10 protein-coding genes are annotated in these 18,429 nt (G+C 71.3%); 8 read left to right on the top strand and 2 right to left on the bottom strand.

Features of this window, described 5'->3' with window-relative positions:
- Positions 1 to 150: 150 nt before the first annotated feature.
- The 4 genes from GT755_RS18170 (at position 151) to GT755_RS18185 (ending at position 11,061) form a co-directional block, all read left to right on the top strand.
- Positions 151 to 1,011 (top strand): COG1361 family protein, encoded by an 861-nt coding sequence (locus GT755_RS18170; protein WP_161480883.1) that lies wholly within the window; start codon positions 151 to 153, stop codon positions 1,009 to 1,011.
- Positions 1,004 to 9,880, top strand: coding sequence for a DUF7927 domain-containing protein (locus GT755_RS18175; RefSeq protein WP_161480884.1), 8,877 nt, complete (start codon positions 1,004 to 1,006; stop codon positions 9,878 to 9,880). The genes GT755_RS18170 and GT755_RS18175 overlap by 8 nt, the downstream gene beginning before the upstream one ends.
- Before the next feature lie 62 nt (positions 9,881 to 9,942).
- The gene (locus tag GT755_RS18180) at positions 9,943 to 10,452 is read left to right on the top strand and encodes a hypothetical protein (RefSeq protein ID WP_202610187.1); all 510 of its coding nucleotides are present in this window, start codon (positions 9,943 to 9,945) and stop codon (positions 10,450 to 10,452) included.
- A 51-nt stretch (positions 10,453 to 10,503) separates the two neighbouring features.
- A complete protein-coding gene (locus GT755_RS18185; RefSeq protein ID WP_161480885.1) occupies positions 10,504 to 11,061 on the top strand; it encodes a DUF11 domain-containing protein in 558 nt (185 codons plus the stop codon).
- Here the strand turns inward: GT755_RS18185 and GT755_RS18190 are convergent.
- A complete protein-coding gene (locus GT755_RS18190; protein ID WP_161480886.1) occupies positions 11,051 to 11,650 on the bottom strand; it encodes a TetR/AcrR family transcriptional regulator in 600 nt (199 codons plus the stop codon). The two genes, GT755_RS18185 and GT755_RS18190, sit on opposite strands and share 11 nt — an antisense overlap.
- 93 nt (positions 11,651 to 11,743) lie before the next feature.
- Between GT755_RS18190 and GT755_RS18195 the strand changes: the two genes are divergently transcribed.
- From GT755_RS18195 to GT755_RS18210, 4 genes are all read left to right on the top strand, one after another.
- Entirely contained in the window at positions 11,744 to 13,777 is a 2,034-nt protein-coding gene (locus GT755_RS18195; RefSeq protein WP_161480887.1) for an MMPL family transporter, read from the top strand.
- The gene (locus GT755_RS18200) at positions 13,777 to 14,826 is read left to right on the top strand and encodes an LLM class flavin-dependent oxidoreductase (protein WP_161481194.1); all 1,050 of its coding nucleotides are present in this window, start codon (positions 13,777 to 13,779) and stop codon (positions 14,824 to 14,826) included. Before GT755_RS18195 ends, GT755_RS18200 begins: the two co-directional genes overlap by 1 nt.
- A gap of 50 nt (positions 14,827 to 14,876) precedes the next feature.
- On the top strand, positions 14,877 to 16,178 hold the full coding sequence (locus GT755_RS18205; protein WP_161480888.1) for an FAD/NAD(P)-binding protein: 1,302 nt from the start codon (positions 14,877 to 14,879) through the stop codon (positions 16,176 to 16,178).
- 200 nt (positions 16,179 to 16,378) lie between these two features.
- Positions 16,379 to 17,509 (top strand): glycosyltransferase family 4 protein, encoded by a 1,131-nt coding sequence (locus GT755_RS18210; protein WP_235966839.1) that lies wholly within the window; start codon positions 16,379 to 16,381, stop codon positions 17,507 to 17,509.
- Here GT755_RS18210 and GT755_RS18215 read toward each other — a convergent pair.
- Entirely contained in the window at positions 17,451 to 18,335 is an 885-nt protein-coding gene (locus tag GT755_RS18215) for an RNA polymerase sigma-70 factor (protein WP_235966840.1), read from the bottom strand. The genes GT755_RS18210 and GT755_RS18215 overlap by 59 nt on opposite strands.
- Between the last annotated feature and the right edge of the window lie 94 nt (positions 18,336 to 18,429).

An 18,429-nucleotide genomic window follows, 5' to 3' on the forward strand; every position in this document is an offset into this window, starting at 1 on the left:
ATGGAGAGTAGGAATCCACGGACGATCTAGAGCAGTGCTCTTGGCGGTCGATTGACTACCTTCTCGAATTGATCGCTATGGGGGGCATTGCGGATGGTCAATTCGGTTCGGGGCGGCACGGCGGGATTCCTCGTCGTGTTGTGTCTTTTCTTGACCCAAGGCACACCGGTTCGGGCGGCCGAACCCGAGCCCGCCTTCTCGATGCAGGTCACGCCGACCCGGCTGGTCGTCCCGGCGGCGGGGACCTCCGAGCACCGGTTCGACGTGACCAACAAGGGCCGGGAGACGTTCCAGGTCACCGTCGAGAAATCCGACTTCGTCGCCGGTGAGTCGGGAGCGATGCGATTCCAGCCGGGCGCGCCCCACGCGGCGGCGGCCTGGGCCGAGGTGGAGCCGGCCCAGGTGACGGTGCCGCCGGGGGAGACCCGGCCGGTGACGCTGCGGGTGGTCGTGCCGGAGAGCCCGGAGCCCGGCGACCACCAGTTCGCGGTCATCTTCAAGGTTCCGGCGGCGAAGACCACGGCGAACATCCGGATCAACCGGGGCATCGCCGCGCCGGTGTTCGTCACCGTGCCCGGGGCGATCGACAGGTCGGCCGAGGTCGCCGACCTCCAGGCGCCGGGGTTCGTGCTCGGCGGGCCGGTGCCGATCACCGCGCGGATCCGCAGCACCGGCACGGCGCACCGGGACTTCCGGGGGCTGGAGCGTCTCAAAATCCAGGCCGGCGGATCGGAGCTGCCGTTCCCCGACTTCACGGTCGTGCGGGGTGCCACCCGCGAGGTGGCGGCCACCTGGGACCCGCCGCTCGTCTGCTTCTGCGACGTGACCGTGGCGGTCCCCGGGGGGAACACCCGGACGGTCCAGGTGGTCGTCTTCCCGCTGCACCTGGTCGTCGCTCTCGTCGCCGTCGTGATGGGCGGCGTGCTGATCTGGGTCGTCGTCCGGCACCGGTACCGGCGCCGGGTCGAGTCGGCCGCGCGTGAGCTGGCGGGGAGTCGCAGCCGTGTTTAAGCGGGTGCTCGCCGTCGTCCTTGTCGCGACGGCCGTCCACATCCCCACGTCGGTGTCGCACGCCGCCGGGTCGATCCTGTTCGTGCAGCCGTTCCAGAACAACACGATCGACCCGGCCTATCCGGTGTCGATCCCGGCGCTGCCGGCGGGTTCCAGCGGTACGAACGCCGCGTGCCTGTCGGCGGCCGGGAACACCACCGGGACCGGGCTGCGGAGTTGCACCACCTCGACCGACACCAACGGTTCAGGTGTGCTGCGGCTGACGAGCGCGGTCACCAACCAGCAGGGCGGGCTCTTCGGCGCCACGTCGGTGCCCACCTCGCAGGGCCTCCACGTGACGTTCAACATGCACCAGTACGGCGGCGGCGGAGCCGACGGCCTGGCGTTCGTCGCCGCGGCGGTCGATCCGGCCAACCCGCTGCCACCGGCCAACATCGGCCGGTCGGGCGGCGCGCTGGGCTACACGTCGTTCTCGTCGGGGGTGGGTCTGGCCAACGCCTATCTCGGCATCGGGTTCGACGTGTACGGCAACTTCAGCAACTCCGCCTACCAGGGCAGCGGTTGCACGAACCCGGCCTACATCTCGACCACCGGCACCGTCCCGGGTCAGGTCGTGGTGCGCGGGCCCGGCACCGGCACCGTCGGCTACTGCGCTCTGAACAGCACGGCCACCTCGACCAGTTCTGCGGCGCTGAGGCTGCGTGGCCCCACGCGGCCGTCCTCCACGGTGCCGGTCGAGATCGCGATCAACCCGACGTCGACAGCGCTGACCACCAACTCCGGCCTGACGGTCGCGGCGGACAGCTACCTGGTGTCCTTCGCTCCGGTCGGCGGCACCGTACGCACCCTGACGGGCACGCTTCCCACGGTCCCGCCCACCCTCTATCCGTCGTCCACGTGGACGACCCCGGCCGGCATTCCCCGGCAGTTGGCGTTCGGCTGGGTCGCCTCCACCGGCAGCATCACCGACTTCCACGAGATCGACAACGTCGTGGTGAACAGCCTCAATCCGGTGCCCGACCTGAACGTGACGCAGACCAGCTACAACGGGACGGCGCCCAAACCCGGCGATCCGGTGACCTACACGGTCTCGCCCTCGGTGTCGGCGACGGGCGCGGCGGAGACGCTGCCGGTCTCGGTGACCGAGACGCTCCCGGCCGGCGTGGTTCCGGTCGGCGCGTTCGGCAACGGCTGGGTCTGCGGGGCGCCGTCCGGCCAGAAGATCACTTGTACCAACTCCGGCACTCCGTTCGCCAGCGGCACGACCCTGCCGCCGATCACCGTCGTCGGCATCGTCACCGGAAACTCGGTGACGCCGTCGACCGTCCAGAACGGTTCGACGGTGACGGTCTCCTCCAACGACGGCAACCCGGGCATCGCGACCACCACCACGGCGGGCACGATCCCGGCGGCGCCGTCGGGCATCAGCCTGTCGACCACCAGCGGCACCATCGCGGGCGGCGGGACCGTGACCGTGAGCGGGTCGAACCTGGGCGGCGCGACCGCCATCGAGATCGGCACCACCGCCGAGCAACAGGCCGGCACGCCGGTCGTGCTGCTGCCGTGCTCCAGCGTGATCACCACGAACTGCTTCGTCGCGAACGCCAACGGCACGCTGACGATCCCGTCGATGCCGTCGCGTTCCTCCGCGGCGGCCGTGACCGTGACGGTGGTGACCCAGGGCGTGGCCGGGGCCGCCGCCTACACCTACACCTCCGCGCCCGGCACGCCGGCCGCGCCCACCGCGACGGCGGGCGCGACCAGCGCGACCGTGACGTGGACGGCGCCCTCTCCGAACGGCAGCCCGATCACGGGCTACGTCGTCACGCCCTATCTGAACGGCGTCGCGCAGACGCCGATCTCCTATCCGTCCACCGCGACGACGCAGACGCTCACCGGCCTGACGGCCGGCGCCTCCTACACCTTCACCGTCGCGGCCGTGAACGCCATCGGGACCGGAACGGCCAGCCCGCAGTCGAACACGGTGGTGCCCTACACCGTTCCGGGGCGGCCGACGATCACCTCCGCGACGGCGGGAGACCTGTCGGCCACGCTGACCTGGTCTCCTCCCGCGTCCAACGGCGGCAGCGCTATCACCGGCTACGTCGTCACGCCCTATCTCAACGGGGTGGCGCAGACGCCGGTCTCCTATCCGTCCACCGCGACCACGCAGACCGTGACCGGGCTGACGGCGGGGGCGTCGTACACCTTCACGGTCGCGGCGGTGAACGCGGCGGGCACGGGGTTGCCGTCGACGGTGTCCACGACCGTGACGCCGAACGCCAACCCGCAGCTCACCTTCGGGCCGCCGCCGGGCGGGCAGGTGAACGTCGCCTACAGCGTGCCGCTGACGATGACAGGCGGCACCGCGCCGATCACCTGGTCGGTAAGCGCCGGATCGTTGCCGCCGGGGGTGACGCTCAACCCGTCGACCGGCCTGCTGTCGGGCACGCCGACGTCGGCGGGCACCTACAGCTTCACCGTCAGGATCGTCGACGCGAGCGGGCAGAGCGACACCCGGGCGGCGACGGTGACGATCGTGCCGCCTCCCGTCCTGACCATCCCGTCGCCACCGGCCGCGCAGGTGGCCGTGGCCTACAACCTCCCGCTGTCGGTGTCGGGCGGCACCGGCCCCTACACCTACTCGCTCGTCTCGGGCACGCTGCCGCCGGGGCTGACGCTGAACACCACGACGGGCCTGATCTCGGGCACCCCGACGTCGCAGGGGACCTTCGCCTTCACGGTGAGGGTCACCGACGCGAACGGGCAGAGCGACACCAGGTCGGGGTCGATCACGGTGGGAGCCGGGCCGCTGGTCATCACCAAGTCGGCCAACCAGTCGGCCGCGGTGCCGGGGTCCACCGTCTCGTACACGATCACCGTGGCGAACACCGGCCCGTCGGCCTTCACGGGGGTCACCCTGAGCGACCCGCTGGCCGACGTGCTCGACGACGCCGCCTACAACGGCGACCTCGCCGCCACGCTCGGGACCGCGTCGTTCGCCGGGCAGAACGTCACCTGGACCGGCGACCTGGCCGCCGGGGGGACCGCGACGATCACCTACTCGGTGACCGTCGGGACGGGCGGGAACGGCATCCTGACCGACACGGTCTCCTCGCCCACCTCGGGCACCAACTGCGCGGTGTCGAGCGGTGACAGCCGCTGCCGGTCGACGGTCACGCTGCAGGCGCTCGTGATCAGCAAGACCGCCGACACGGCGAATCCCACGCCGGGGGCGACCGTGAACTACACGGTCACGGTCACCAACACGGGGAAGACGGCGTACTCCCCGGCCACGTTCTCCGACGCGCTCGCCGGAGTGCTCGACGACGCGACGTACAACAACGACGCGGCGGCGACCTCGGGCACCGTGACCTACGGTGCACCGACGTTGTCGTGGTCGGGCAACCTGCCCGCGGGCGCGTCGGCCACCATCACCTACTCGGTGACGGTCCGCGACCCCGACTCCGGTGACCGCTCGCTGACCAACACGGTGACCTCGGCCAGCCCGGGGAACAACTGCCCGTGCACGAGCAGCGTCACGACGCTGGTGCCGCGGCTCACCGTCACCACCGCCACCGACGTGTCGAGCACGACGCCCACCGGCGTGGTGCGCTACACGGTGACCGCCACCAACACCGGGCAGACGACCTATCCGGCGGCGAACTTCACGCTCGCGCTGGCAGGAGACGCGACCTACGCCAACGACGCCACCGCCACCTCGGGCAACCTGACGCTGAACCCGAACGGGACGATCACCTGGACCGGCCCGCTCGCGCCCGGCCAGTCGGTGACCGCCACCGCGTCGGTCACCGTGAACAACCCCGCCACGGGCACGCTGACCAGCAACGTCACCTCCACGACGGCCGGCCTGAACTGCGTGTCGTGTACGACCTCCGTGCCGATCCTGCAACCGCAGCTCACCCTGACGAAGACCGCGAGCTCCCCGACCGTCACACCCGGCGACACGGTCACCTACACGATCACCGCCGCCAACACCGGCCAGACGCCCTACCAGGGCGCGACCTTCACCGAGTCGCTGGCGGGCGTGCTCAGCGATGCCGTCTACAACGGCGACGCCGCGGCCACCGCCGGCACGGTCTCCTACAACGCCCCGGCGCTGTCGTGGACGGGCGACCTCGCGGTGGGGGCCACGGCGACGGTCACCTACACGGTGACCGTGAAGAACCCCGACCCCGGTGACCGCCTCATGATCAACACAGTGGTGTCGCCGACGCTGGGCAGCACCTGCCCGCAGGGGTCGTCGAACCCGAACTGCACCGCCGTGGTGAATGTGCTCGTGCCCGGCCTGTCGATCACCCGGCAGGCCGACCGGACCACCGCCGTCCAGGGCGACGTGATCCGCTACACGATCACGGCCGAGAACACCGGCCAGACGCCCTACACCGGGGCGAGCCTGACCGACCAGCTGGCCCAGCTCCTCGACGACGCCGTCTTCAACGGAGACGCCGCCGCCACGTCGGGAACGGTGTCGTACACCGCGCCGAACCTGACCTGGACGGGCGACCTCGCGGTCGGCGCGACCACGACGATCACCTATTCGGTGACGGTCCGCGACCCCGACCCCGGCGACGGGCTGATCACCGGCACAGTCGTCTCGACCGATCCCGGGTCGACCTGCCCGACCGGCTGCTCGTCGACGGTACGCCTGTCCCGGCTCGCGCTGAGCCAGGCCTACACCGAGACGAGCACCACTCCGGGCTCGGTCATCCGCCTGAATGCCACCTTCACCAACACGGGCCAGACGCCCTACACGGGCCTCACCGTGTCGGCATCCAGCCTGGACGTGATCGACGACGCCGTTCCGAACGGCGACCAGGTGGCCAGCTCGGGGAACCTCGTGCTGGGGCCGACCGGCATCAACTGGACGGGCGACATCCCCGTCGGCGGCACGGTGACCGTCACCGGGACGCTGACCGTGAAGAACCCCGACACCGGTAACAAGATCATGCGGGGTACGCTCGTCTCCGACGCGCCGGGCAGCTCCTGCCCGACCGGCGGCACGAATCCGGCCTGCACCGCGCGGATCGACGTGCTGATCCCGGCCCTGACGATCACCACCACGCCCGACACCACCACCCAGGTGCCCGGAGGCGTCGTCCAGTACACGACGACGATCACCAACAGCGGCCAGACGCCCTACACCGCGATCACCGTCTCCAACGACCTGACCGGCCTGCTCGACGACGCCGTCTACAACGGCGACGCGTCGGCCACCGCGGGCACAGCCGTCTTCGTCACGCCGCAACTGCACTGGACGGGCGACCTCGCCGTCGGCGCCACCGCGATCGTGACCTACAGCGTGACCGTGCGCGACCCCGACCCGGGCGACAAGCAGCTCATCAACGCGGTGACCTCGGCCGAGCCGGGCAGCACGTGCGTCTCGGCCTGCACGTCGCGGGTGGTCGTGCTGACTCCGGCGCTGACCGTGGCGACCTCGGCCGACCGGCAGACCGCCGTTCCGGGCGACACCGTCACCTTCACCACGACGATCACCAACACCGGCCAGACGTCCTACACGGGCACCACCGCGCTCACCGACCTGGCGGGGCTGCTCGACGACGCCGCGTACGGCGGTGACGCCGTCGCCACGTCGGGGTCGGTCGCCTACACGGCGCCCACGCTCACCTGGACCGGGGACCTCGCCGTCGGCGCCAGTACGACGATCACCTTCACGGCGGTCGTCGACAACCCCGACCTGGGCGACAAGCGGCTGACCGCGGTGACCACCTCGGCCGCACAGGGCGCCAACTGCCCGGCGGGAGCGGCCGATCCGCCGTGCGCGGTCACCGTGGTGGTCACCGACGCCACCGATCTCACCTTCACCAAGACGGCCGACCCGTCGTCGGTGGTGCGGGGCGGGGTCGTGACGTACACGATCACCGTGGCCAACACCGCCGCCACGACCTATGTGGGGGCGACCTTCACCGACCCGCTGACGGAAGTGCTGGACGACGCGTCGTACAACGGCGACCTGGCCGCGACGTCGGGCACCGCCGATTTCACCTCGCCGAACGTGACCTGGACGGGGAACGTCCCGGCCGGGGGCACGGTGACCGTCACCTACTCGGTGACGGTCAATCCGGCGGGCGGTTCGGGCGACGACCTGCTCACCGGTACGCTCACCTCCCCCTCGCCGGGAGACAACTGCCCGGCCGGGGGCACCGACCCGCGCTGCTCGGCCACGGTCACCGTGTCGGAGCTGCGGATCGCCGCGTCTTCCAGCGCCGCCAGCGTCAAGCCGGGGCAGACTATGCAGCTCACCACCGTGTTCACCAACACCGGGCAGACGCCCTACTACGGGATCAGTGTGACGATCCCCGCCGGCGGCTTCGTCGGCGACATCACGCCGACCGGCGAGCAGACGGTCACCTCGGGGACGTTGTGGGTCGAGGGTCCCAACCTGATGTGGACGGGCGACATTCCCGTCGGCGGCAGCGTCACGGTGTCGGCGGTGTTCATCGTCGACTCGCCGCCGACCGGAGACCGGCGCATCGTCACCCGGCTGACGTCCGCCGCGCCGGGCTCCAACTGCCCGGTGGGCGGCACCGACCCGGCGTGCGCGATCGACGTGCCCGTGCTGCTGCCGCAGCTCACCATCGCCAAGACGGCAGACCGTGCGGTGGCCCAGCCGGGCGACGTGGTGGCGTACACGATCACGATCGCCAACACCGGCGAGACGCCCTACACGGGAATCAGCGTTTACGACCCGCTGGAGGGCGCGCTCGACGACGCCGTGTACGGCGCGGACGCCGCCGCCACGACCGGATCGGTGGACTTCGCCGACTCGGCGCTGAGCTGGACCGGGGACCTGGCGGTCGGGGCGTCGGCGACGGTGACGTACACGATGACCGTGCGGTCGCCCGATCCGGGCGACAAGATCATGGCCAACACGGTGACGTCGGACGCCGAAGGGGTGTCGTGCGCGGCGTGCACGAGCAACGTCCAGGTGCTCACCCCGGCGCTGACGATCGTGAAGTCGGCGAGCCCGGAATCGACGACGCCGGGCGGGACGGTGACCTACACGGTCACGGTCGCCAACACCGGGCAGACGAACTATCCGGCGGCGACGTTCACCGACGCGCTGGCGGGGGTGCTCGACGACGCCGTCTACAACGGCGACGGAAGCGCCACGAGGGGGACCGTCGACGTGTCGGCCGGCGAGTTCGCCTGGACGGGCGCGCTGGCCCCCGGCCAGACGGCGACGGTCACCTACTCGGTCACCGTCCGCAGCCCCGACCCGGGCGACCGGATGTTGTCGAGCCGGATCACCTCACCGACGGTCGGGAGCAACTGCGGGACCGACCCGCGCTGCGAGACCGACGTGCCGGTGGCGGTGTTCACCGTCGCCACCGCCGCCGACCGGACGGTCGCGTTGCCGGGAGACGTCGTGCGCTACACGGTGACGGCGACCAACAACGGCCGCACCACCTTCACACCGGCCGACTTCACGCTGTCGCTGGCCGGCGCGCTGGCGAACGCCCAGTACAACAACGACGCGGTGGTCAGCAGCGGCACCCTGACGTTCAACCTCGACGACTCGGTCACCTGGAACGGCCCGCTGGCCCCCGGCGAGTCGGTCACCGCTACGGCCTCGATCACCGTGATCGACCCGGGCGGCGACGGCGGCACGCTGACCAGCGAAGTCACCTCGACGACCCCGGGCCTCGACTGCCAGGCCTGCACGACCGCGGTCACCGTCCTCGTCCCGGAACTGAGCCTGACCACGGTCGCCGACCGGGAGACCGCGACCCCGGGCGACGTCGTGACCTACACGATCACCGCCAGGAACACCGGCGAGGCGCCCTACCAGGACGCCACCTGGAGCACGTCACTGATCGGCGTGCTCAGCGACGCCGACTACGACGACGACGCCACCGCGACCTCGGGCGTGGTCGACTACGCCGAGCCGACGTTGTCGTGGACCGGCGACCTGGCCGTGGGCGCGGTCGCCACGGTCACCTTCTCGGTGCGGATCAAGGACCCGGATCCGGGCGACGGCCGGCTCACCCAGCAGGTCGTGTCGCCGACGACAGGCGCGACCTGTCCGGGCGGCCCGTCGTGCTCGACGACCGTGCGGGTGCTGACGCCGCAGCTCACGATCACCAAGCGGGCCGACGCGGCGAGCATCGTCGCCGGTGGCATCGTGACCTACACCGTGACGGTCGCCAACACGGGGCAGACGCCGTACACGGGGGCGACCTACACCGACCCGATCGGAGGGGCGATCTACGGCGGCGACGCCTGGGCGTCCACGGGCTTCGTCTCGCCCGTCGACGGCGAGCTGATCTGGACGGGCGACCTGACGGAGGGCGCGACCGCGACCGTCACCTACTCGGTGCGGATCGACCCGGCGGCCGGGAACGGCTCTCTGGCCACCACGATCACGTCGCCCACCCGTGGCTCCAACTGTGCGGTGGGCTCGGCCGACCCGCGCTGCTCGACGACCATCACCGTGCTCGCCCAGAGCATCGCCGTGGCCGACCTGACCACGAGCTTCACGCTGACCGGCCCGCCCGACACCACCCAGCGGGGCGACGGCATCGTGACGATGAACGTCATCACCAACAGCCCGACCGGCTACACGGTGACCGTGCGGTCGTCGGCGTCCGCGCTGACCTCGCCGGTCACCGGCGCCTCGATCCCGATCTCCGCGCTGAAGGTGCGGTCACCCGAGACGTCCGGGTTCGAGCCGCTGTCGGCGACGACGCCGATCGTGGTGCACCGGCAGCCGGGACCGTCGGCGCAAATCGGGGATTCACTCTCGAATGATTATGAGGTGGATATTCCATTTGTCCCGACAGGAAGCTATTCGGTGATCCTCGACTACATTGCCAGCACATCGTGAGTTTAACTGCGGGAAAACGCGGTGATCATGGCTGTCGAGGTTAATTGAAAGGGATGGCACAAATGCCTGACATGAAAATCGTGTGCGCGGCCTTCGCCTGCGTCGCGGGCGTGCTGCACGCCGTGCCCGCCGCCGCCGACACGGCCACCGGCAACACCGAGGCGGTCGTCGTGGTCACCGACGAGATCACGCTCACCGAGCTGACCCCGTCGTTCACCCTGACCGGCGTGCCGGGAGCGGTCGTGACCACCGGATCCCCGGTGACCATGCGCGTGACCACGAACAACTTCGCCGGCTACACCGTCACGGTGCAACCGACGACGCCCAACCTGCTGCCGTCGATCGCCGGCAGCACCGACGTCATCCCGGCCTCGCTGCTGGAGGTGAGCGGGCCGGCGCAGGCCGGTACATTCACCCCGCTGGACCCGGGAACGCCGGTCGTCGTCGACACCAAGGCGTCGGCGTCGGCGCCCACGGGCGACATCATCGCGAACAACTACCGCATCACTGTTCCGTTCGTCCGCCCCGACACCTACACGGGCACGCTGAATTACATCGCCACCACGCTCTGAGGCCGGAAGAATGGCCGGCGGAATATCCGTCCGCCGGCCTCTGGGGGGACCATGGCGTTTTGGGGAAAAGCCGCGGGAATAATCGCCGTACTGCTCGTCGCGGCGCCGGCCGCGCACGCGAAACCGAAGGCCCAGCTGACCATCGCGGTCGAGGGCGGCAGTGATTCGATCAAGCAGGGTCAGCGGCTGACGTACACGACGACGGTGGTCAACACCGGCGCCGGCGACGCCAGGTCTCTCGACATCAGCCAGACGATCGATCCCGGCCTGACGCTGGTCTCCTCGTCGCCGTCGGGGAAGGCGGCCGACGGCCGGGTGCACTGGATCCACCCGCTGAAGGCCGGCGAGACCGTGACGTTCAGCGTGACCATGGACGTGAAGCGGCTGACGCCGGGCCTCAAGCGCCTGGCCGTGGTCTCCTGCGCGGCCCGCGAGGGCGAGGCGCGGCCGCTGGTGTGCGCGACCGACTCGGCCCCCGTGGCCGCCCCCGCGCCGGTGGCCATGAAGACCCAGGGGTCGTCGGCGCCGCTGACCTGGGGGGTGGGCGCCGCCCTCCTGGCGGTGCTCGGCGTGCTCGTCTGGCGCCGCCGGCTCAGCGCTACGCGCTGAGCGACGTCAGGTAACCCTTCAGCACCCGCTTGAGCTCGGCGACCTCGGCCGGGCGCTCCTCCTCGGGCGCCGCCGCCACGAGCGGCGTCATGGCCTGGAAGACGCGCACCAGCACCCGCGCGCTCCGCGCCCGGTCGGCCGGGGCCAGCCCCGGCACCCGGGCGTCGAGGATCGACTCGACCTGCCCGAGCATCGCCGCCTGGATCGGCCGCGACGACTCGGCGAGCGCCGACGGCATGTCGGGCCGGGCGAACAGCGCCTTGAACCCGGGGTTGGCGAGGTTGAACGCCACCAGCGGGTCGACCACCCGGTCGAGCAACTCGTCGAGGTCCATTCCGGCGACGTCGGCCTCGCCGAACGCCGAGCCGTGGGCGGCGCGCATGTCGGCCACGAACCGGCCGGCCAGCGCGCTCGCCACCGCCTCCTTGCTCGGGAAGAACTGGTAGAGCGACCCCGGCGAGATGCCGGCCCGCGCGGCGATGGCGTTCGTGGACGCCTTCTCGTAGCCCAGTTCGGCGAAGGCGTCGGCCGCCGCGTCGAGGATCTCGGCCATCCGCCGCTCACCGCGCGCCTGCCGGCGTCGCTCCATCGCGATCTCCCTTGAAAATGCGAGCGACCGCTCGTATTGTTCAAAACGCGAGCGATTGCTCGCAAAGAATCCTACCAAGGGGATCGATTCGCCGTGCCCGGAGCCAGATGGGTGCTCGTCCTGGGCGTCCTGATCACGCTCGCCGCCGGGGCCGTCGCCGCCGGAACGCTCGACGCCCTGTCGCTCAACCGCTTCGAGGCCCCCGGCTCGGAGTCGATGCGGGCCAAGGAGGCGCTCGCCGATCGGTTCGGCACCGGCAGCCCCAACCTGGCCCTCCTCGTCACCGCCCGGCAGGGCACCGTCGACGACCCCGAGGTGGCCGAGGCGGGCCGGGAACTGACCCGCGAACTCGCCGCCCGGGTGGGGGACGCCTGGTCGTACTGGACCCGAGGGTCGGCCACCCTGCGCAGCCGGGACGCCCGCCAGGCGCTCGTGCTCGCCTGGATCCCCGGCGACGCCGACACGGTGCGCCGGACCGTGCTGCCCGCGCTGGTCCCGTCGTTCACCCGCGACGGGCCGCTGGTCAGGGTCGAGGTCGGCGGCGGAGACGAGGTGTTCCGGCAGGTCATGGAGCAGGCCAGGGCCGACTTCCTGCGTGCCGAGCTGGTCGTGCTGCCGATGGTCCTGCTGCTGCTCTGGCTGGTCTACCGCAGGTTCGCCGCCGCCCTCGTCACCCTCGCCGTCGGCATCGCGGCCGTGGCCGGGTCGCTGGCGCTCATCCGGGTGGTGACGCTGTTCACCGACGTCTCGACCTTCGCCGCCAACCTCGCCCTCGTCATGGGCGTCGGCCTCGGCGTCGACTACGGCCTGTTCGTCGTCTTCCGGTTCCGTGAGGAGCTCGGCCGGGGCGCGGAGGTGGCCGAGGCGGTCGCCCGGACCGTCCGGACCGCCGGGCGGACCGTCCTGTTCAGCGGCGTCACCGTCGCCGCCGCGCTCGCGGTCCTGCTCGCCTTCCCGTTCCCGTTCCTCCGGTCGTTCGGCTACGCCGGCCTCGCTGTCGTCGCCGCCGCCGTTCCCGGCGCGACGGTGCTGCTCCCCGCCGCGCTGCGGCTGCTGGGCCACTGGGTCACCCGGCGTCGTGCCGCCCCGCCCTCGGTCTTCTGGGGCGAGGTGGCCACTCGGGTCATGCGCCGGCCGTTCTTACTCGGCGGGGCCGCGCTGGCGCTCGTCCTGCTGCTCGGCTCGCCGTTCCTGGGCATCAGGTTCGGTCTGCCCGACGACCGCGTGCTGCCCGAGTCGGCCCCGGCCCGCCAGCTCTACGACCAGGTCAGAGCCGGGTTCCCGGTGGAGGAGGCGGACGCCGTCCAGGTCGTGGCCCCGGGCGGGAGCCTGACGGCCGCCTACGCGGCGGAGTTGTCCCGGATCGAGGGCGTCGCACGGGTCGACTCCGCCGCGGGGTCCTTCACCGGCGGGCGGCCGGTCGAGGCCCCCGGCGGGACCCGGTACGCCGCCGGAGGCGCGAGCCGGTTGTCGGTGGTGGCCTCCGGCGACCGGCTGGGCCTGGTCGCCGACATCCGGGCCGTGGCGGCTCCCGTCGAGGTGGTCGTCGGCGGCTATCCGGCCGAGCTGACCGACTACCGTGACGGCGTCGTCGGCCGCCTGCCGCTGGTCGCCGGGCTGATCGTGCTGGTCACGTGTGTGGTGTTGTTCGTGATGAGCGGCAGCCTCGTGGCCCCGCTGAAGGCGGCCGTGCTGAACCTGCTCAGCCTCTCGGTCATGTTCGGCGCGCTGGTCTTCCTCTTCCAGGACAGAACGGGCAGCATCGAGCCCAGCATCCCGATCCTGATGTTCTGCGTCGCCTACGCCCTGTCCATGGACTACGAGGTCTTCCTGCTCTCCCGGATCAAGGAGGAGTACGACCGCACCGGTGACGTCGTGAGCTCCGTACCGAACGGGATCGCGCGGAGCGCGCCGCTCGTCACCGCGGCGGCCGCGATCCTGGCGGCCTCCTTCGCCGTGTACGCCACCTCCGGCGTCGTCTTCCTCCAGATGCTCGGCGTCGGGATGGCCCTCGCGGTCGTGGTCGACGCGACGATCATCAGAGGGGTGCTGCTGCCCGCCGCGATGGCGCTGGCCGGGCAGGCGAACTGGTGGGCGCCACGATCACTGAGAAGGAGAGGCCGCTGATCCGCATCGGGATCTTCCTGGTCGGCGCGCTGTTCCCCGGCCAGACCTCCGGCGAGGTGCTGCGGAACACCGTCGAGACCGTCGTCGCCGCCGAACGGGCCGGTTTCCACGACGCCTGGCTCGCCGAACACCACTTCATGTCCTACGGCGTGATCCCCTCGGCCGTCACGCTGGCGGGGGTGGCCCTGGGCCGCACGTCGCGCATCCACGTCGGGACGGCGGTGAGCGTGTTGTCCACCCGCCACCCGGTCGCCCTCGCCGAGGAGGCCGCGATCCTGCACCACACCTCGGGCGGCCGGTTCGAACTCGGTGTGGGCCGGGGCGGGCCCTGGGTCGACCTGGAGGTCTTCGGCACCGGCCTGCCCCGGTTCGACCGGGGCTTCGCCGAGTCCCTCGACCTGCTCAGCGCGGCGCTGACCCGGGAGAGCGTCTCGGCCGACGGGGAGTTCTTCCGCTTCCGCGAGGTGCCGATGACGCCCTCGCCGCCGAGACTGCGCCCGGTCGTCGCCTGCACCTCCGGCGAGACCGCCGACGTGGCCGCCGCGCGCGGCCTGCCGATGTTGCTGGGCATGCACGTCGGCGACGACGAGAAGGCCGCCATGCTCGCCCGATACCAGGACCGGGCGATGCCCAGGTGTTCGCCGCCGCGCGCGCAGACGCTGACGGCCGAGCAGATCGCGGCCGCCGACACGGCGTCGGCTGACCACGTCGGGGCCGCCGTCGGTTTCGTCGCCGACACGACCGAGGACGCGGTCGCCGAGCTCAAGAGGGCCATGCCCCGATGGCTGCGCCCCGGCCTGGCCGGTTACGTCCCGGTCGACGGCCGCCCGCGCGCCGCCCGCGACGTCGACGCCTACGTCGACCTGCTCTGCCGCATCCACCCGGTCGGCTCGCCGGAGCACTGCGTGCGGGTCATGCGCGAGACGCTGCGGACGACCGGCCTGACCCGGCTGATCCTCCTGGTGGAGGGCGCGGGCGACCACCGCAGGACGCTGGAGAACGTGGCCAGGCTCGGCCGGGAGGTTCTGCCGCACGTGTCCGGGGCGTGAACTCGAGATTGCCTATAAAAGAGGTAGGTAAAGTTGCCTATCCTGGGGGCATGACTCCCGTCATCGTGGTCGTGGGCGGTGGGGCCAGTGGCACCCTGGCCGCCGTTCACCTGCTGCACAACGCACGCACCCGCCGTCTCCCGCTGCGCGTCGTGCTGATCGACCGGTACGCCCGGCACGGTCTCGGTCAGGCCTACTCCACCACCGACCCCGCCCATCTCCTCAACGCCGCAGCGGCGAAGATGAGCGCCCTCCAGCACGACCCCGACGACTTCGTCCGCTGGGCCAGGGCGCCGGAGTGCGCCTTCCTGCCCCGGCAGACCTACGGCCACTACCTGCGCGAGGTTCTGGAACGTGCCCAGGACGGGTCCGAGCGCACCGTCCAGCGGATCACCGGCGAGGTCGCGGCGGTCTCGCGGCGGCCCTACCGGGTGGGCCTCGCCGACGGGCGGCGCTTCGACGCCGACGCGATCGTGCTGGCCACCGGCAACGCCGCCCCGGGGCTGCGGCTGCCCGGCGAACGATGTACCAACGACCCGTGGGCGGTGGGCGCGCTCGGCGAGGTCGCCGACGGCGACGTGCTCGTCGTCGGCACCGGCCTGACCATGGTCGACATGGCCGTCACGCTCAGCCGCGTGCCCGGCCGCACGGTCTACGCGGTGTCGCGGCACGGCCTGCTGCCCCGCGTGCACGTCGAGGGGCCGGTGATCCCCCGCCACGTCACGCTGCCCGAAGGGCCGCTGACCCTGCGGGTGCTCTTCCGGGCGGTGCGCGAGGCGGCCTCCGACGACGACTGGCGGGGCGTGGTCGACGGGCTGCGCCCCCGGGTGCCGGAAGTGTGGTCCCGGCTCCCGCTGAAGGAGCAGCGCCGGTTCCTGGCGCTGGCGGCGCGCCACTGGGAGATCCACCGGCACCGGATCCCGCCCGTCACCGCCGCGAGGATCCAGAGCCTGCGGTCGTCGGGCCGGCTGAAGGTGCTGAGCGGCTGCGTCGACGGGGTGACCCCCCGCGCCGACGGGGTGACGGTGCACCTGAAAGACCGCGACCTGCCCGTCTCCTGGGTGGTCAACGCCACCGGGCCCGGTTCGGTCTGCGCCCGCGACCCGCTGCTGACCCGGCTCATGGGCGACGGCCTGGTGCGGGCCGACCGGCTCGGGCTCGGCGTGGAGGCCGACGCGCGCGGCCGCCTCGTCGACGCCGTCGGCCGCGCCGACGACCGGCTCGTCACCCTCGGGCCGGTGCTGAGGGGCAGCCGCTACGAGACCACGGCCGTCCCCGAAATCCGCGGTCAGGCCGCGACACTCGCCCCCCACGTCATCGACGCGATCGCGCGCTGGCCAAGTGTGATCTAGATCACATAAGCGAATTGTGTGTTCACTGCGTCTTAATAGCGGGGAAATCACACATTTCAAAGGGGAAAATGTTGCCGATTTCGGGAGCTTTACGACGGGCGGTCATCCGACTCCTGGAGAAACGCGATCAGCGACGGGCCAGAAACGCGCCACCGCCCGACACTCGCGAGATCCGCATTCTCCTGCTCCACGCCTACGGCTTGGGCGGCACCATCAGAACGGTCTTCAACCTGGCCGCCCACCTGGCCGAACGGCATGACGTCGAGATCGTCAGCGTCGTACGCGAACTCCCGGAATTCTTCTTCGAACCGCCGCCCGGCGTGCGCATCACCTATCTGGACGATCGGGTGAACGGCAGAAAAGGGGTGCTCAACCGCTTCCGCAGCCGCCTGACGCCGCCCGACGAGGCCGCCGCCCACTGGTTCACCCTGAAGACCGACCTCGCCCTGGCCCGCTACATCCGCAGCCGCCGCGGCGGGGTCCTCATCGGCACCCGTCCGGCCCTCAACCTGCTGATCGCCCGGTTCGCCGGACCCGAGGTGATCACCATCGGCCAGGAGCACGCGAACCTCCCCTCGCACGGCGAGGAGACCACCAAGCAGATCGTCCGCCGCTACGGCCGCCTGACCGCCGTGGCCACGCTCACCGAGACCGACCTGCGGTCGTACCGGAAGGCCCTGAAGAAGCGCCCGGCCCACCTGGTCCGGATCCCGAACGCGGTGCCCAAGCTGAACGCCGCCACGGCGCGGCGCCCCGGGCCGGTCGTGGTGGCGATCGGGCGGCTGGCCCACGTCAAGGGCTACGACCTGCTGATCCGTGCCTGGGCGCACGTCCACCGCGTCCACCCCGAGTGGGAGTTGCGCATCTACGGCTCGGGCCCCCGCCACGACAAGCTCCAGGCGTCGATCGAGAAGAAGGAGCTGACCGGCTGCGTGCGCCTCATGGGCCCGGCCACCGACGTGGGCGCGGTGCTGGCCGAGGCGTCGATCAACGTGCTCAGCAGCCGCCGCGAGGGCATGCCGATGACCATCCTGGAGGCCATGAGCGTGGGCGTCCCGGTCGTCGCCTACGACTGCCCGACGGGCCCGGCCGAGATCATCACCGACGGCCACAACGGCCTGCTCGTGCCGGCCGGCAAGATCCACGCCATGGCCGACGCCATCGGCCGCCTCATCGTCGACCCCGATCTGCGCGGCCACCTGGCCGAGAACGGCCTGGTCACGGCCAAGGAGTACGACATCGCCGCGATCGGCCCCCAGTGGGAGGAGCTGCTCACCGCGTGCTCAGCGGCGTCTCCTCGGCCAGACGGGACAGTTTCTCCGGGTTCCTGACGTAGTAGACCTCGGTGATCAGGCCGTCCTCGACGCGCATGGACATCAGCCCGTCGAGGACGCCGTCGAGGTAGGCGAGGAAGGCGGGGCAGCCGTTGGCCTCGACCGGTTCCAGCGTCATCATCGCGCCGTAGGAGCGGAGGATGCCCGCGTAGAAGCGGATCATCTTGTCCGCGCCCACGAGGGGCCGGTGCATGGCCTGGACGTTGCCGCCGCCGTCGGCCAGCAGCACGACGTCGGGGGCCAGCAGGTCGAGCAGGCCCTGCGGGTTCCCGGTCTCGATCGCCTGCCGGAAGGCGGCCATCGCGTCTCTGGTCTGCGTCTGGCTGGGCACGCCGCGAGGGCGGCGGGCGGCCACGTGGGCGCGGGCGCGGTGGGCGATCTGCCGGACCGCCGCCTGGGTCTTGCCGACGGCCTCGGCGACCTCGGCGTACTCGAAGTCGAAGACCTCGCGGAGCACGAAGACGGCCCGCTCGGTCGGGGTGAGGGTCTCCAGGACCAGCAGCATCGCCGTCGACAGGCTGTCGGCCAGTTCGACGTCCTCGGCGACGTCGGGGGCGGTCAGCAGGGGTTCGGGCAACCACGGGCCGAAATAGGTCTCCTTGCGGCGGCCCAGGACGCGCAGCCGCCCGAGGGCCTGCCGGGTGGCGATGGTGACCAGATAGGCGCGCTGGTCGCGGACCGCCGAGAGGTCCACGCCGGTCCACTTCAGCCACGTCTCCTGGACGACGTCCTCGGCGTCGGCGGCCGAGCCCAGCAACTCGTAGGCGACCGTGAAGAGCAGGGTGCGGTGGGCGACGAAGATCTCCGTCGCGGAATCGGTCATATCCATGAGATGCCGGAACCGGTCGTTTCGTGACATGTCACAAAGAAGTCGCGCCGAGCGTCTCCTGTCCGAGGCAGTCGAGACAAGGAGACGG

It is taken from the genome of Herbidospora solisilvae, from assembly GCF_009901565.1.
GTDB lineage: Bacteria > Actinomycetota > Actinomycetes > Streptosporangiales > Streptosporangiaceae > Herbidospora > Herbidospora solisilvae.

What these genes read in the sequence shown, in the direction of transcription:
- GT755_RS18180 (WP_202610187.1), top strand. Translation starts at nt 9,943, where the DNA reads ATGCCTGACATGAAAATCGTGTGCGCGGCCTTCGCCTGCGTCGCGGGC.
- GT755_RS18185 (WP_161480885.1), top strand. Translation starts at nt 10,504, where the DNA reads ATGGCGTTTTGGGGAAAAGCCGCGGGAATAATCGCCGTACTGCTCGTC.
- GT755_RS18190 (WP_161480886.1), bottom strand. Translation starts at nt 11,650, where the DNA reads ATGGAGCGACGCCGGCAGGCGCGCGGTGAGCGGCGGATGGCCGAGATC.
- GT755_RS18205 (WP_161480888.1), top strand. Translation starts at nt 14,877, where the DNA reads ATGACTCCCGTCATCGTGGTCGTGGGCGGTGGGGCCAGTGGCACCCTG.
- GT755_RS18215 (WP_235966840.1), bottom strand. Translation starts at nt 18,335, where the DNA reads ATGACCGATTCCGCGACGGAGATCTTCGTCGCCCACCGCACCCTGCTC.